At 30.5% G+C, this 15,620-nt stretch carries 20 protein-coding genes; 19 read left to right on the forward strand and 1 reads right to left on the reverse strand.

All coding sequences use genetic code 11. The features are described from left to right. Positions 1-142: 142 nt before the first annotated feature. The 15 genes from C8N41_RS14545 (at position 143) to C8N41_RS14630 (ending at position 12,506) form a co-directional block, all read left to right on the forward strand. Positions 143-1,348, forward strand: a complete 1,206-nt coding sequence (locus C8N41_RS14545; RefSeq protein WP_115839797.1) for a tyrosine-type recombinase/integrase — start codon at positions 143-145, stop codon at positions 1,346-1,348. Between the two features lie 59 nt (positions 1,349-1,407). Beyond that, a complete protein-coding gene (locus C8N41_RS14550; RefSeq protein WP_115839798.1) occupies positions 1,408-1,989 on the forward strand; it encodes an RDD family protein in 582 nt (193 codons plus the stop codon). 158 nt (positions 1,990-2,147) lie between these two features. Then, complete coding sequence (locus C8N41_RS14555) at positions 2,148-2,831, forward strand: hypothetical protein (RefSeq protein WP_115839799.1); 684 nt, start codon at positions 2,148-2,150, stop codon at positions 2,829-2,831. A gap of 399 nt (positions 2,832-3,230) precedes the next feature. After that, on the forward strand, positions 3,231-3,767 hold the full coding sequence (locus C8N41_RS14565) for a DUF2199 domain-containing protein (protein ID WP_115839801.1): 537 nt from the start codon (positions 3,231-3,233) through the stop codon (positions 3,765-3,767). 138 nt (positions 3,768-3,905) lie between these two features. Further along, positions 3,906-4,394: a hypothetical protein gene (locus tag C8N41_RS14570; protein ID WP_155088244.1), complete on the forward strand. Its 489-nt coding sequence runs from the start codon at positions 3,906-3,908 to the stop codon at positions 4,392-4,394. A 123-nt stretch (positions 4,395-4,517) separates the two neighbouring features. Beyond that, positions 4,518-5,120: a hypothetical protein gene (locus tag C8N41_RS14575; RefSeq protein WP_115839803.1), complete on the forward strand. Its 603-nt coding sequence runs from the start codon at positions 4,518-4,520 to the stop codon at positions 5,118-5,120. Between the two features lie 146 nt (positions 5,121-5,266). Continuing rightward, complete coding sequence (locus C8N41_RS14580; RefSeq protein WP_249033286.1) at positions 5,267-5,836, forward strand: hypothetical protein; 570 nt, start codon at positions 5,267-5,269, stop codon at positions 5,834-5,836. A 788-nt stretch (positions 5,837-6,624) separates the two neighbouring features. Next, positions 6,625-7,872, forward strand: coding sequence for a DUF6161 domain-containing protein (locus tag C8N41_RS14590; protein ID WP_115839805.1), 1,248 nt, complete (start codon positions 6,625-6,627; stop codon positions 7,870-7,872). Positions 7,873-8,020: 148 nt separating this feature from the next. Further along, on the forward strand, positions 8,021-8,794 hold the full coding sequence (locus C8N41_RS14595; protein ID WP_115839806.1) for a hypothetical protein: 774 nt from the start codon (positions 8,021-8,023) through the stop codon (positions 8,792-8,794). A 588-nt stretch (positions 8,795-9,382) separates the two neighbouring features. Next, positions 9,383-9,661 (forward strand): hypothetical protein, encoded by a 279-nt coding sequence (locus tag C8N41_RS14600; protein WP_115839807.1) that lies wholly within the window; start codon positions 9,383-9,385, stop codon positions 9,659-9,661. A gap of 12 nt (positions 9,662-9,673) precedes the next feature. Then, positions 9,674-10,078, forward strand: a complete 405-nt coding sequence (locus C8N41_RS17020) for a hypothetical protein (RefSeq protein WP_170137134.1) — start codon at positions 9,674-9,676, stop codon at positions 10,076-10,078. Between the two features lie 145 nt (positions 10,079-10,223). Next, positions 10,224-10,778 carry an NADPH-dependent FMN reductase gene (locus C8N41_RS14610; RefSeq protein WP_115839809.1) on the forward strand — a complete coding sequence of 185 codons (555 nt, stop codon included), beginning with the start codon at positions 10,224-10,226 and terminating at the stop codon, positions 10,776-10,778. Between the two features lie 123 nt (positions 10,779-10,901). Beyond that, positions 10,902-11,462 (forward strand): hypothetical protein, encoded by a 561-nt coding sequence (locus C8N41_RS14615; RefSeq protein ID WP_115839810.1) that lies wholly within the window; start codon positions 10,902-10,904, stop codon positions 11,460-11,462. Positions 11,463-11,771: 309 nt separating this feature from the next. Continuing rightward, complete coding sequence (locus C8N41_RS14625; RefSeq protein ID WP_115839812.1) at positions 11,772-12,320, forward strand: hypothetical protein; 549 nt, start codon at positions 11,772-11,774, stop codon at positions 12,318-12,320. A gap of 6 nt (positions 12,321-12,326) precedes the next feature. Next, positions 12,327-12,506, forward strand: a complete 180-nt coding sequence (locus C8N41_RS14630; protein WP_115839813.1) for a hypothetical protein — start codon at positions 12,327-12,329, stop codon at positions 12,504-12,506. Here the strand turns inward: C8N41_RS14630 and C8N41_RS17025 are convergent. Then, entirely contained in the window at positions 12,493-12,636 is a 144-nt protein-coding gene (locus C8N41_RS17025) for a hypothetical protein (RefSeq protein ID WP_170137135.1), read from the reverse strand. The genes C8N41_RS14630 and C8N41_RS17025 overlap by 14 nt on opposite strands. 172 nt (positions 12,637-12,808) lie before the next feature. Between C8N41_RS17025 and C8N41_RS14635 the strand changes: the two genes are divergently transcribed. The 4 genes from C8N41_RS14635 (at position 12,809) to C8N41_RS14650 (ending at position 15,505) form a co-directional block, all read left to right on the forward strand. Continuing rightward, complete coding sequence (locus C8N41_RS14635; RefSeq protein ID WP_115839814.1) at positions 12,809-12,997, forward strand: GNAT family N-acetyltransferase; 189 nt, start codon at positions 12,809-12,811, stop codon at positions 12,995-12,997. Beyond that, positions 12,981-13,298 carry a GNAT family N-acetyltransferase gene (locus C8N41_RS14640; protein ID WP_115839815.1) on the forward strand — a complete coding sequence of 106 codons (318 nt, stop codon included), beginning with the start codon at positions 12,981-12,983 and terminating at the stop codon, positions 13,296-13,298. Before C8N41_RS14635 ends, C8N41_RS14640 begins: the two co-directional genes overlap by 17 nt. A 24-nt stretch (positions 13,299-13,322) precedes the next feature. Next, positions 13,323-14,006, forward strand: a complete 684-nt coding sequence (locus tag C8N41_RS14645) for a VOC family protein (protein WP_115839816.1) — start codon at positions 13,323-13,325, stop codon at positions 14,004-14,006. 143 nt (positions 14,007-14,149) lie between these two features. Next, on the forward strand, positions 14,150-15,505 hold the full coding sequence (locus C8N41_RS14650; protein ID WP_115839817.1) for a hypothetical protein: 1,356 nt from the start codon (positions 14,150-14,152) through the stop codon (positions 15,503-15,505). Positions 15,506-15,620 lie beyond the last annotated feature (115 nt).

The raw sequence follows: 15,620 nt of genomic DNA on the forward strand, positions 1-15,620 counted from the left end.
AATATGTATTGAGAGGGCTTATGCCCTCTTTTTTTATTCTAACTATAGCTACAATTTGTAGTTTCTTTATATAACATCGAAATTTGTCATGTTTTTAATGTAATTTACATGGATAACTATCACCATGTAAATATTTTACGTTATGACAATTACATTAACTAAGTTAAAGCATAAGGATGTAGATCAAATTGCTATAGGTTTTAATTATTTAACCTCTACCAAAACTTTAGTTAAGCAAGTTGAAGGTGTCCGTTGGTCGCAAACGCACAAGACGTTTTATAAGCGCTATTCTAAAACTGAGGTACACATTTTATACAAATATTTTAGAAGTCATGGTTATTTTGTTGACTATAGTGCATTTAAACAACCAAAACCACAACCTTATCAGCCATTAAAAAAAATAAAGCCAGAACTTAGCATGGCTGAAATGTATGCTGCGCTACCCTTAGATTTTAAGGAATCTCTAAAAGGTTATGCAGGATTTTTAAAAGGTAAGCGATTAAGTTCTAGTACTATAAAAACTTATGGTTATTTTGTGTTACGTTTTTTGTACTACTATAAACAAAAGGACATTTCAGCCATACAGAAAAAGGATATTGATCATTTTTTTGAAATTGTTTTGGCTGGTGAGCATTTTAGTATCAGTAGTCATCGCCAATGTGTAAGCGCATTAAAATATTACATTTCTTATTGTGATTTACCGGAATTGGTTGCTGAAGATTTAAGTCGGCCTAAAAAGAGTAAGAAGTTACCTGTAGTCTTGTCTAAGAGCGAAATTATTAATCTTATTCAAGTAACTAAAAACCTAAAACACAGAGCGATCATTGGTTTGCTATATTCGTGTGGACTTAGAATTGGAGAGTTGTTGCATTTAAAAATAAATGCTTTAGATTTTGAAAGAAATATGTTAAGCGTTCGTCAAGGCAAAGGTCGAAAAGATCGCAATGTAGTAATGAGTGCTGTTTTAAAACCGTTAATTTTAAATTATTTAAACACTTATAAACCCCAAGTGTTTTTAATTGAAGGCCGCAATGGAGGACCATATTCAGCAACGAGTGTGCGCCAATTTTTAAAGAAAAGTTGTTATAGTGCTAATATAACAAAACAAGTGACACCACATGTTTTACGACACAGTTACGCGACACATTTAATGGAAAATGGTGTAGATTTAAGACATATACAATTGTTATTGGGACATGCTAAGCCAGAGACAACAATGATCTATACACATGTTGCTCATAGAGATTTAATGCAGATTAGCAGTCCTTTAGATACAGCGATAAATGCAATAACAAAATCGACAAAAAACAATACAGAAGTTTTGTTATCCCGAAATTATAACATATAATCGCCTATATTTGTTTTTATATAACACGTTGGCATTAATATAAACGAACCATCAAACGAATGGAAAACGAATTTGCGAAAGTAATGTCCGAAAGGACAGATGAAGAACTAATTAAGATTGTAACAGTCGAAAGAACAAGTTATAATCCGACTGCAATTGAAGCGGCAGATGCGGAAATTGAAAAACGGAATATTGACACTTCTGAATTTGAAAAAATAAGAGAAAAAGCAACAGCGGAAAAACAACAAAAAGAAAAAGTTGACTCAAACGTAGTTGGCTCTGGAATTCGTTTTTTGAACTTTATAATTGATTTCATTATTTGGTTAATTATTGCAGGAATTTTGACTTTCCCATTAAGTGCAAATGACGAAAATCAAATGTTACTTGGATATGTAATTATGTTTGCGACATTCATTGGGTATTATGCAATAATGGAAATCAAGTTTCAAAAAACAATTGGGAAATTTATTACTAAAACAAGAGTTGTAAAGATGAACGGAGATAAGCCTGAAAATTCTGATATTATTTCTCGTACTTTTTGCAGACTTATTCCATTTGACCGAATTTCATTTCTATTTACGAAAAACGGAATTCACGATTTTTTATCAAAAACTAAAGTTGTGAAAGACACAGCGGAATAAAATACTAATGCCAACACCGTATATAATTTATTGCTAACTTTTTGCCTACTTACGAAAGTCCTCGCGGACTTTCTTGGTCTATAATTATTTGCTAAATTAGGTGCTTAAAACACGCAACAAACCATATACAAACACGTTGTGGTTAATTTGACAGACCAATGAAAATAAGACTAATTTTAATATTTCTACTTACCATTTTCCAAACTTCTTGGGCTCAAGATTGTGATTTTGTAATACGGAATTTGTCGAATATTCTAAATGGAAAATCGGAACTTATTGACAAATCGGAATATGATAAAGTTGTTAGAATTTCAGAAAAATTTATTGATTTTAAGCCAATATCTGAAATTGAACTGACCAAAAAATATCCTGAAATTTTCAAACTTAAAGACTCTTGCTATACATTTCCAGCAAATGCTAATAATGGAATTGGAATAAAAACACCTGAATTAAAAGCCTGTAAATATTTATTAAAAGAAAAAGGATATTCAAATTACGAATTTAAGGGAACTTATTGCGGAAACGCATTAATTGAAATTACTGAATTTGAGGGTTGGGGATTTTTATCAGTTGACTTGAAAAACGGACTGACTTGTTTTACAATGGGAAAACCTTTGACTTCAGATGGAGAAACAGCCATTTCTCACTCAAACTATTATGGAGAAGAGGAAATTGCATTAACGGATTTAAAAACGAAAGAACAGTACGTTATTGGAATTCAAGGTTGGAGAACGATTGAATCTAAAGTTTCAAATAATAGTTACTATTTAAAACTTGAATCTGAATTTCAAACAAGTTGCGAAAAGGAAATAAAATATTTGAAAGTGGAAATAAAAAACTAACCACAACACCGTGTATAATTAATTGCTTTATTGAGCCTACTTGCGAATATTCCTGCGGAATATTCACGGGTTCGTAAATGTTTGCTAACTTAGTTGTTTAACCACGCAACTAACCATACACAAACACGTTACCCAACATTTGACCAAAAAACCGTAGAAATTGAAATTTAAAATTGGACTTTCATTATTTTTTATTTTCGGATTTTTCTTTTTCAAAATAATCGGACCAATAATTACTGGAAAACTTAAAGATTTTCATATCAGAAATAATACAGGATTAGTTGAGAAAGCACCAGGTATTTTTAAGTTTTTTAATCTTTTTTTTAAAGGTTTCGCAATATTCTGTTTGATTTATGTAGTAATGATTTGGACTGGATTTGTAACAATACCAAGCGAATAATGTTCTGGAAAAGAAAGAAAAATAAAACAGCGGAATTTAAATGTCCTGAGTGTGGAAAAGTCAATTCGGAATGGCCTGCTTTGACTTTTAAATCACCAGCTAATTACGATTTTTTATCTGACAAAGAAAAAACTGAACTTGGAAAATTGGACTCTGACTTTTGCGAAATTCATTACGAAGACCAAATTGACCGATTTATAAGAGTAACACTGACTCAAAAAGTGAATGATACTTGCGAAAACTTGGATTATGGACTTTGGGTTTCGTTAAGCGAAAAAAGCTATTCAGATTATAAGGCAAATTTTGACAATGAAAACCACGAAACTGGATATTTTGGTTGGCTTTGTAGCAATATTCCAGAATACGGAGACACAATGTCAATTCCTTGTGATGTAATGACAAAAAGTGGAAATGATAGACCTGAAATTTTTCCTCACGAAGATTTTGACCATCAATTTGTTCGCGATTATTATGATGGAATTTCAAAAACAGAAGCGGAAAATAGAATAAACGAAATGATAAAAAACGTTGGGTAACAACGTATAAAATTAATTGCTAGTGCAAGCCTACTTACGAAAATCCTCACGGATTTTCTATTCGGTTTGTATTTGCTAAATTAGTTGCTTAAACAACGCAACTAATCTTATACAAAACCGTTGTGTACAATGCCGAAAATGATAAAGAAATTTAACCTAAAGCTGATTTTATTAGAGTGTTTTGCTTTGATTTTTATCATTAGCGGATTGAAACGCTTATATGTCGCATATAATGGAAAACTTTTCGACGCTTTAATGAATGACGATTGGGAAAAATTTAAAAGTCTGACTGACGTGCGAATTGGACAATTTTTCGCTGACCAAGCTTATTGGACTTTAGCTAGTTTAATAATCGGAATTTTAGCAGTTGGACTGGTAAATTGGAAATATAAATTCGGAATCATAAACTCAATAGTAGTTCTAATTCTGACATTCGGAATTTCTGCAACTGGAATTTACTCATCTGGAATTATAAACAGATACTTGAATTACTTTTGCGGATTTTTCGCTAAAGGATATGGAATGGCTTTTCTAATTGGTGGTTTGATAATATTATTAACTGGAATCACTATGATGTGGAAAACCATAACAATGAATAAAAAGCACAGTACACAACAACGGCTATAATCCATTGCGGCTGAAATTCCTATCGGAATTTCATTGCAATTTACTATCTTTCGGCTACGGCGGAAAGAATCCTGCGGAATTTTCCGCAACGTATCATAGCCAAACACGTTGTAAAACATTTGAATGAAAATTCTGCTAACCATTTTATTACTACTGAATTTTGGAGTTTCTAACTCACAAAGCTTCATTGATGGAATAATTTCTTGTGCCGAACATCGAGTTGAAGAGAAACTTAAATTTATAGTTGATAAAGACATACTGGAAACAAATTTCAAATTTGAGGAATCAAAAACAATCGTTGAAATTCATAATCCCGAAAAAGGACTGGAACGCATAAGTTTGGCTGAATTCAAAAAATCTGATTATCCAGCGATACAATTTTGGCTGAATTATAAAATAACTTCTCAAAACCTCGAATTAACGGAATTATTGATTCCATTCAATTTGAATTGCACAACACCTTGGAACAAAAAAGATACTCAAGAAATTTTAGAACCTTATTTGAGAGTTTTGCAGAATAAGACAAAAATTGACTTGAAAAAAGCACTTGAAATCGGAAATGAAAATGGTCTGAATGAAATATATTTTTGGGACATTGATTTTGAGAAAAAGAAACTGATTTGGACTTTGAAAAGTAAATTAGAAAATAATCAATCGAAAGTGATAAAAATAAATTCTAAAAACGGAAAAATATTATCGGAATTTATTGAAGTCCCAATTGATTAAAAAACGTTTTACAACAACGTGTATAGCTCATTGCGGCTGAATTCCTAATCGGAATTCATTGCAATTTGCTATCTTTCGGTTACGGCGGAAAATCATAGCTGATTTTCCGCAACGAGCCATACACAAACACGTTCTATGCAATTTGAATGACCAAGGAGATTTACTATACAGCATTAGAAATTTATGATTCCCAAACTGGAGATGAATTCAGTTGGGAAAAATATATTGAATGGTCAAAATTGACTCATTTGAAAGAATTAGTTTCTCTAGACGGGCTTTTGAATGGACTCGCTTTTAAACCTGATTTTGACTCTAAAGATGATTGGAATTATATAGTGACTGACCAAAATATGGTAACTGTATTTTTCAATTCAAAAAATTATGTTTTAGAAAAAGTTAAAGATTTAAAGTATTATAACTTTTTAGCTGTTGTTAAGGAACCTAATAAAGAAAAAGCGGAATTAGAAACTGAATTTGAATTTGTTGGATATGACCTAATTGAAAAGGATGGAGATATTAGTGCATTAACTAATTGTGGCGGATTTGACGAAACGTTCTTGCCAACTGACTTGAATGAATACGGACTGATTCCTGATTTTCATAAAGCAAAAAAAGTCCAAAAGGAATTGCCAATTAATAATCCAGCTGAACATCACGCTGATTGTTACTTATATGAAGTTTGGAGACATAAAAAAATAGGAAGAAAAACTGCATAGAACACCGTGTATAATTCATTGCTAGTACTCGCCTACTTACGAAAATCCTCGCGGATTTTCTATTCGGTTTGTATTTGCTAAATTAGTTGCTGAAACACGCAACGAAATCATACACAAACACGTTGTGCATAATATTGAAAACGCATTCGAGTGAAATTAATTATTGGAATAATCGTAGTCTTAATAGGAGTTTTTATAGTTCTCAAAAAAAGAAATCTTGAAAAAACTAATATCTATAAATGGAATCTTGAAAATAAGAATCTAAAAACTGATTTCATTAATATTTTAAGTAAAAAACCCAATCTCGAATACTTAATAATTGAATTTGACTCTTACTATATCCAATACAAAGGATTTGACAAGAGCAAAGAGTTTTACTCTGAAATTATAAGTAACGAGTTTTTGGACGAAAAAAATTAGTATTCGGAGAATCAAAAAAATGGAATACTTGATTTAGGATTTTTAGAACCGCAAAAAAAAGATTCTGATGGAAATATAAGTCCTAACTATTCAAAATGGTACGGAGGAAAATCAACAGAGGAAATTGACTTGATTTTTAATGAATTGATTAAAATCTTGGAATCTATTTATGAGTTAAAAAAAGGAACTGAAATCAAAATGAGATGGTAAAAATACTATGCACAACAATGTATAACCGCAATTACGGCGGATTCGACTACGTCCGAATCCACTCGGAATTGCTAACGCCAGTTCTAAACCGAAAATTAATACATATTAACCCGTAACTGACGGTTATACGAGACCGTTAGCCACAAGCTGAAAAAACTATGACGATAAAAGATTTAAGAAAAGAAATTAATCAATCTGAACACGTTGACTTTTTTAAAAGTTGTACTGTTAATATCGATTATCCTCATTTAGACTTTAAAACTGACTTAAAAGGAATTGATGCTATTTATGGTTTTATTTTAAGACAAAACAAAGGTTGGGATAGCACAGAACTTCCCTCTTACCTTAACAACTCAAAAGAACACTTTAAAAGATTAAAATCTCTAATACTTGATTTAGTAAATGGAGGTCATTATAATGTTGAAAGCAAATGGCAACAAATAAAAGCTCAAATACAAAATCCAGAAACTAATAACCGAACAAAAGTTTTTTTACCTACTTCAAGCATAACAAAGTTTCTTGAAGAACTTCATAAAGAAAATCCGAATTTTGTTAGAGGTGCATATAACTTTCTGACTGGACAAAACGAAACTATTAATTCTAATGATTTGCTTACAGGATTAATTAGAGCTTATGAATTTAAAAACCAAGGTCGAACTGATATTTCAAGAAGACGCTCTAATGAAAGAGCTTCTATATCAACAATAAGAAACTCTTTTGAAAATTATATTTCAGATACGCAAGGAGAAATCAATGAAGTTCTTGACGATTCAAAAGAGAAATTAGTTGGACAAACAACAGAAATAGATGAATTATTAAAATCCAAAAAAACGGAATTTGATGATTGGATGAATTTATCCAAAACTGGGTTTACAGAATTTGATGATGATTCAAAGAGAAAAATAACGGATTTAGAAGACACTTATCGTAAAAAATTACAATTAGAAGCACCTGCTCGATATTGGAGAAGTAAATCAATCAAATACAGAAAAGATGCAATTAAATCGAGAAATATATTGTTAGCAATGGTAATTTTTTCAGCAATATTTTTTTCAATAATTCTTATAAGCTCGCCAGATTGGATTTTCAAAAATGTCTTTAAAGGTAATACTACCGCAATTGTTAGATGGTCAATAGTATTTATAGCATTGATTTCTCTTTTAGCCTTTGCTATTAGAGCAATTACTAAAGTTATGTTTAGTTCTTTTCATTTGGCAAGAGATGCAGAAGAAAGGCATACATTAACTTTTTTCTATTTAGCATTATTAAAAGACACTGAAATAAATGAAGAAGATAGGAAACTGATTTTACAATCATTATTTAGTAGAGCTGAAACAGGATTATTGAAAGATGATTCTGGACCAACTATGCCTAATGATATTGTTGGAAAAATATTAAGGAATTAAATAAAGCCAGTGGCTAACACCGTATATAATTTATTGCTAGTTCTAGCCTACTTACGAAAATCCTCGCGAATTTTCTATTCGGTTTTTATTTGCTAAATTACGTGCTAAACCACGCAACAAACCATATACAACAACGTTGCCCACAATTATGAAAAAAATTGACAAGAAGGAAATTATAGTAAGTACAGCAAAATCAATTTTTGGAGCAATCCCATTTGGTGGAACAGCATTAAATGAATTATTTTTTGAATATAATGGACAAATAAAACAAAAAAGGTTAAACAAGTTTGTTGAAATATTGGCAGAGAATTTTACTCAAGACTCTGAAATAAATCTTGAAAATATTAAAACAGAAAACTTCAACGATTTATTCGAATCTGTTTTAAGGCGTGTTGTGCAAACAAAATCTGAATTAAAATTATTGCGATTTAAAGATATCTTAATAAAAGAGTTGTCACAACCTTCTGAACATTACGAACTTATTGACCATTATTTAGACCTAATAAGTAATTTAACCGAAGAAGAAATTACTATTCTATATAATCATAGACACTTCACAATTGAATTTGAAGAAGAAATTGATAAATTGAATTCATTAAAAGACAAAATGAACTCATTGGAGCAACAAATGAAAAAGGAAACGATTATTATAAACGAATCTAAATTCCAAAAACCATTTGACAGCACTAAAGTTGAATTTCAAAAACAAAAAGAATACATTGATTCATTTTTAAAATATAAAAAAGCGGAATTTTACGGATTGACTGAAAATAATTTTATGTTCTACAAACAAAGATTATTCTCGAAAGGACTTTTAATTGACAACAGAATGAATCGAATAGGAAATTTACCTTTTGGTCATATGGGAATAACCGAATTTGGAATTGAATTTATTGAGTTTATAAAAAATAATGCGGAATAAAAACTGTGGGCAACACCGTATATAATTTATTGCTTGTTCTAGCCTACTTACGAAAATCCTCTCGGATTTTCTATTCGGTTTTTATTTGCTAAATTACGTGCTAAACCACGCAACAAACCATATACAAACACGTTGGTTGCAATAGCGGAATTAAAAACTAAACGTGAAAATTGTTCGAATTCTGAACTTTGAAAACAGCGGAACTTTGCGCAAAAAAGATTTTCGGAAACTGAATTTAATACTCAAAACCGAATCATAACGCTGAATTGAAAAATGTAAAACGGAACTGTGCGCAGAAATCAACTTGAGCGGAATTTAAAAAACGTGAATTGATCACTGCTACTCTATCGAATTCCAAAATTGCGGAATCATAACGTGGAATTGAATAGCAGAACGCAAAAAATACTCTGAATGAACCTCAAAAAACTGAATTATAACTGCAACCAACAATGTATAAATTCAATTGCGGCTGAATTTCCTACGGAAATTCATTGCAATTTTCTATCTTTCAGTCTCAATCGGAAAATCGTACCGATTTTCCGCAACTGTAATTTATACGCTAACGTTGTACACCATTTGACAGACCATATGAAACTTAAATCAATTTTAGGAAATACTTTAAAAAATGAGATTAGAGATTTATCTGAAAAGATATTGAATGACCAATGGAAAAGTCGAATCGAATCTACAGAAATAGATAGCGCTGGAATTATAGACTGTGAAGAAATTATTTCAGAGTTTTTAGAACAAAACGAATTTGGTTGTGCATTTAAACATTTGACCTACGTTATATCTGAAACAGAAACTAACTTAACAACTGAACAAGCAAATCGAATTAAACAGTTAAACAAAAAGTTGAATTCATAAAATAATTTCAAAATGAGTTGGGACATTGTACTTTTTAATTCAAAACAGAAAATAGAATCAGTTGCGGAATTGGACGAAAACCAACTCGAACCGACTGATTTTACCAGAATATTGGAAAACTCATTTGACCGAATTAAAAAAGACGATAATCACAGAGAAATAATCGGAACTGATTTTACAATTGACTTTTATACTCATAGCGAGTCTGTGAGTAATACAATGTTAAATTTATATGGAGAAAACGGACTTTATGCTTTAATCGAATTAGCTAAAAAGCATAATTGGCAGATTTACGACTCTGGAATTGGAGAAATGATTGACTTGGAAAGTCCTGAAAAGAACGGATTTGACAATCATAGAAAATATGTTGAACAGATATTAAAAATAAATAAAAACGGTGTACAACAATGGCTATAAGTAATTGCTTGTTCTCGCCTACTTCTGAAAATCCTCGCGGATTTTCAGTTTGGTGTGTACTTGCAAAGTTAACTGCTAAACCACGCAACTACTCATAGCCGAGACCGTTGGCAACAAGCTAAAAAAACATCCGAACACAATTTAAATGACAGGTAGTAAAAATATAATAGGAATTTGTGGAAGTGCCAGCCAGAATTCAGCGAATCTGAATATTCTCAAATGGATAGCGGAATTTGGAAAATCTGAATTCCATTTGGAAATAATAGATGATTTAGCGGAATTACCGCATTTCAAAACTGAACTGACTGACAAAAATGTACCTGAAAAAATTACGGATTTGCGTAATAGAATAACGAATGCTGACGGAATTATTATTTGTACACCTGAATATGTTTTCAGTATTCCGAGCGGTTTAAAAAATATGATTGAATGGTGCGTGTCGACAACTGTTTTATCTGACAAGCCAATTGGACTTATCACAGCTTCCACAAGTGGAATTAAAGGACACGAAGAATTAAAATTAATAATGGAAACTGTTCAAACGAAATTCACGCCCGAAACCACATTATTAATACAAGGAATAAAAGGAAAAGTTGACAAAAATGGAAAAATTATAAATAAAGAGACGGAACTGGAATTGGTGAAATTAATTAATTCATTTAAGAATCTGATAGAAAAGCCAGTTGCCAACACCGTATAAAATTAATTGCTAGTTCAAGCCTACTTACGAAAATCCTCACGGATTTTCTATTTGGTTTGTATTTGCTAAATTAGTTGCTTAAAACACGCAACTAATCTTATACAAACACGTTGGCAAACATTTATGAAACGCATATTAAAAATCATCGGAATACTCTTAATTGTATATTTCTTTTTAGCTTATGCTTTTCCGAAATTTATTGCAGTACCATTTGCAGCGTGGAATTCTCAACAAGTATGGAAAGAAGTTGAAAAAGAGCATCTGGAAACTCAACTGGTCGATAATGAAATAATTGGAGTTTACGAATATCAAGCCGAAAATAAAGAAGAAAATCATTCCATTTTTATTGACATAGTTGACAACAAATTAGTTGGATTCTATTTTGGAACTGAAGATGGAAGTGGACACGGAATTTTTCATTACGGAAATCCGCTCTTGAATTTTAAACTGACCGAAAAAGAAATTGCGTTTGAAATTGGACAAAGAGAATTATTTGAAACAACACGAAATAAAGTTTACAAAGCGGACGAAAAGCCGAAAAAAGAAATCGCAATCGGAATTTCGAAAAGCCCTTTAAAATATTCTGGACAATTGACTGAATTAGGGTTTGAATTAAATTGCGAATCTGAATTTAACGATTGTTGGGAAAATAAAATGGAATTTAAAAAAGTTTACGATTTATAAAAAACGATTTGCCAACACCGTGTATAATTAATTGCTTCGTTCTAGCCTACTTGCGAAAATTCCTGCGGAATTTTCACGGGTTCGTAAAAGTTTGCTAAATTAGTTGCTAAACCACCCAACTAATCATACACAAACACGTTGTAACCCATTTAAAGTGAGCGATAGTAATAAAATAAGTAGGTCAGAAAGATTAAGACTGCAAGCTTTTAAGAATGTGCAGGAACGTAAAGCTATGTCCGAAAATGAAAGGGCACGTATTCAAGCGTTCAAGAATGTTATGGAACGTAGGAATTTGAACGAATAGTAATTATGGAACTGAAAGGAAAATACGAAATGTCCGTAACTGAATTTAAAAACTGTTTAGTTTCGATTGAAAATGGAATTATCCATAGCGTTATAGTTGACAATGTAAGACCAATAGATTATTTCGGAATTAACCCAAAAGAGAACTCTGGAATTGAATATTATAAACTACCTACTAAAAAAGGACTTATACCAATTGGATTGAACTATAAACTACAGTACGAAAACAAGAGTGGTGACACTAATACCATTTTATTGCATTTGAATAAATGGGAATTGTTTAAGATAAAAAGGCAGAAAAAAGAACTTTTGATACAAGACAAGAACTTACACCTGAACCTTTTAAAAACAAGTATCGTGTCTTTGTTTAGCTTGGCATCTTTTTACGCAGGAGTGATTTATGAAAAGCATAATGACCGAAATACAGAAACGAACACAAAAACCCAAACTAATTCAATGACTATAAATGCAAAAAACAAGAATAAGGTTGATGTAATAAAACCAAAGATAATATCAAGTAAGGATAGTAGTCTCTTAGAAACCATGTCTAAATAATAATATATGAAAACAATTGAATTAATAACAGGTAATGATAAAAAAAGAACTTTAGTGTTTTTAGATAAAGTAAATTTTATTAGAGTACGTAGCGAAAACGAAGTTTGGATATATTTCAACAACAAACAGCCAACGATAGCTCAAATATCATTTAACGAATTAGTTGACAAGATTAAACAACTTTAGACACCTCTTCAACTTGATATAAACAATCCGTTAAAGCATCTTTTGACTCACGAACTGATTTTCCTTTTAAGACATTTAATATCTTAGACTTTAAATCATCGTCCGTTGACTTTGGAAAAAAATCGGACATAAAAAACGTGTTACAACACCGTGTATAATCAATAGGGCTTAGTGTTAGTTTATAAAATTATTCGCTTTCCCAATCTACGAGCTTATGTAAGTCTTAGTTTATACCTCGCCCTACTAATCATACACAATCTCGTTGGCAGTAATTTATCGACACTCTAAAAGAATTAGCAATTATGATAACAGAGAATACCAAAATAACTATTCGCGAATTAACTGAGAGTGATGTAAAAGTAATTTTTGAACTTTATTCAGACAAAGAAGCGATGAAGTTCAGAGGAAGTAAACCCTTTGAAAGTTTAAAGGAAGCTGCTGATATGGTTAAAAAGGTTAGAGAAAACATTAACAATGGAACTGAATATTAGGTATGGTATAATCGAAAAAAAATCAAATGAGTTAATTGGAACATATTTAATTACACCAATTTCAGATTTAAACTGTATGGTTGGATGCTCTTTTGGTAAAAAATACTGGAGACAAGGTTATGGTACGGAAGTTATGAATCTTATGTCAGAATATTTAAAAAACCTAAACTATAAAAAAATAATTGGATTAATAAAAAAAGAGAATATTCCTTCAATAAAATTAGTTGAAAAAATGAATTATAAACTAGTTAAACAGAATAAATATCCTGAATTTCATCAATATGAAAAGAGAATTGTATAATTAAAAAACGTACTAAAAAAGAAAATGAAATTTAAGAAATTAAAACTTTACACAAATAAATTAGAATCAGAGCTTAAGTTTTATTCAGAAATCTTGGGATTTCAAATATTAGAACAGAACGAGAATTTTTTTTCTGTAAAAGTTGGTTGGAGCGAATTATCATTTGAGAGATCTGAGAAAGAATATAAATATCATTATTGCTTTTTAATTCCTGCGAACAAATTAAACGAAGCATTGGAATGGATGGAGAAAAGAACTGAAATTGTAAATATTGAAAACGGTAGAAAAACTCAAAACTTTGAATCTTGGAATGCTGATTCTTTTTACTTTTATGATGCAAGTGGAAACATTGCAGAATTTATTGTGCGATACGATTTAAAAAACAATGACAATTCTGACTTTGATATTTCTAAAGTTTTAGGAATAAATGAAATGGGAATGCCAACAGCGAATGTTAAAAAGGCAAACGACCAACTTCACAATGAATTAGAAACAGAATATTGGAAAGGAGATATTGAACGATTTGGAACAAATGGCACACAAGAAGGATTATTTCTTTTACCAAATTATAATTTAAAAGATATTTGGTTTCCAACTTCAATAAAAATAAAACCTGAACCATTTGAAGCTATTATTGAAAATGGAAAAAAGGAATATCATATAAAATATAGGAACGAAAAAATAAAAACTACTGCCAACAACGTATAAAATTAATTGCTGGTTTTAGCCAATTTACGAAAGTCCTTTCGGACTTTCTATCTGTGATTTATTTGCTATCTTTAGTGCTTAAAACACGCAACTAATCTTATACAAACACGTTGTAGTGCATAACCCATAAAACCGAAAAAAAAATGTTTGACGGAAAAAATTCAAAAAAAATTGAATACTTAGAAGAGGAAAGAAAAAAGCTTTGGGAAAGACTTTCTGTTCTTGAAAAACAAGTTGCTGAAAAACCGTCAGATATTGAAAAAGAAGCTAAACAAGCATCAAGAAAAGCAGCTGAATATAGAAACAAAGCTGAAACTAGACTAAACGAAGCAAACGAAATACACTCAAAATTAGTCAATATAGAATCTGAAATTGATAATAAATTGAGTGATATAACTTCAAATCACACAAAATCAGTTGAAGTTAGTAATGCTTTACTTGAAAACAGTACAAATTTATCCAATCTTGTAACAAGAATAAGTGAAGTTCTAGAGGAACATCCAGAAATCGATGAAGAAATTGAAAAATTAGATGAATTAATTTTAAAAATTGAGGAAAATTCTAGTAAAGCTAATACAACTTATAAAGGAATATTAACAAAAAAAATAGAGATAGACGAACTTCATAGAGAAATCTTAGGTTATGAAGACAAAGACGAAGATGGAGAAATAATTAATGTAGAAGGTTTAAAAAAAGAACTTGAAACATCTTACAATCAATTGACAGAAGTTTCTGGAAACTTAGAAGAAAACCTTGAAAATCTAAAAGAGACAAGTAAAGAACAATACAACGATTTTATTAAAAAAAATCAAGTTGACTTAGACAGCCTAAAATCAAATTCAAAAAAAGAATATGATAAAATTAATAAGCAAATCGAATCATTACTTCCAAATGCTTTAACCGCAGGTTTAAGTTCTGCTTTTGTTACTAAAAAAGGTGAAGAAGAAGAATTATACAAAGAATACAAGAAGAGTTTTAATAAAGGAATTTTATACATTTCATTATCAGCTTTATTGCCGATTACAATTAGTATTGTTTATCTTTTATCAGGAGCAACTTTAACTGATACAATAGAAAGAGCACCAAAAATAATGTTAGCTTTTCTTCCTCTTTATATTCCATTAATTTGGACAACAATATCTGCTAATAAAAAGGTCAACTTATCAAAAAGACTGATAGAAGAATATTCACACAAACAAGTGTTGAGTATGACAATAGAAGGACTTTCTAAACAAATAGAAAACATTGAAGATGCTGATATGTCAGAAGAATTAAGAATAAAACTTCTGAATAGTTTCTTAAATGTAACAAGCGAGAATCCTGGTAAATTAATATTAAATTATCAAAAATCTGATAATCCGTTTTTAAACTATTTTGACCGAGATAAGAAAAAGAACAAAACAATAGTTGAGACATTAGAAGATAACACAAAAAGCATTATTGAAAAAGCAAAAGACGAAATCGAAGATGGAATTGTTAATAATGGAAAAGAATTATAAATAAAGAAATTACGCACTACAACAAAGTACTGTGGCAAAAAACAAGTAAAAACTCATTATTTTTTTACTAAAGTACTTTTATAATTTCCATCATATATTAACCCTGATTTAGCTA

Source organism: Winogradskyella sediminis, from assembly GCF_003387355.1.
Taxonomy (GTDB): domain Bacteria; phylum Bacteroidota; class Bacteroidia; order Flavobacteriales; family Flavobacteriaceae; genus Winogradskyella; species Winogradskyella sediminis.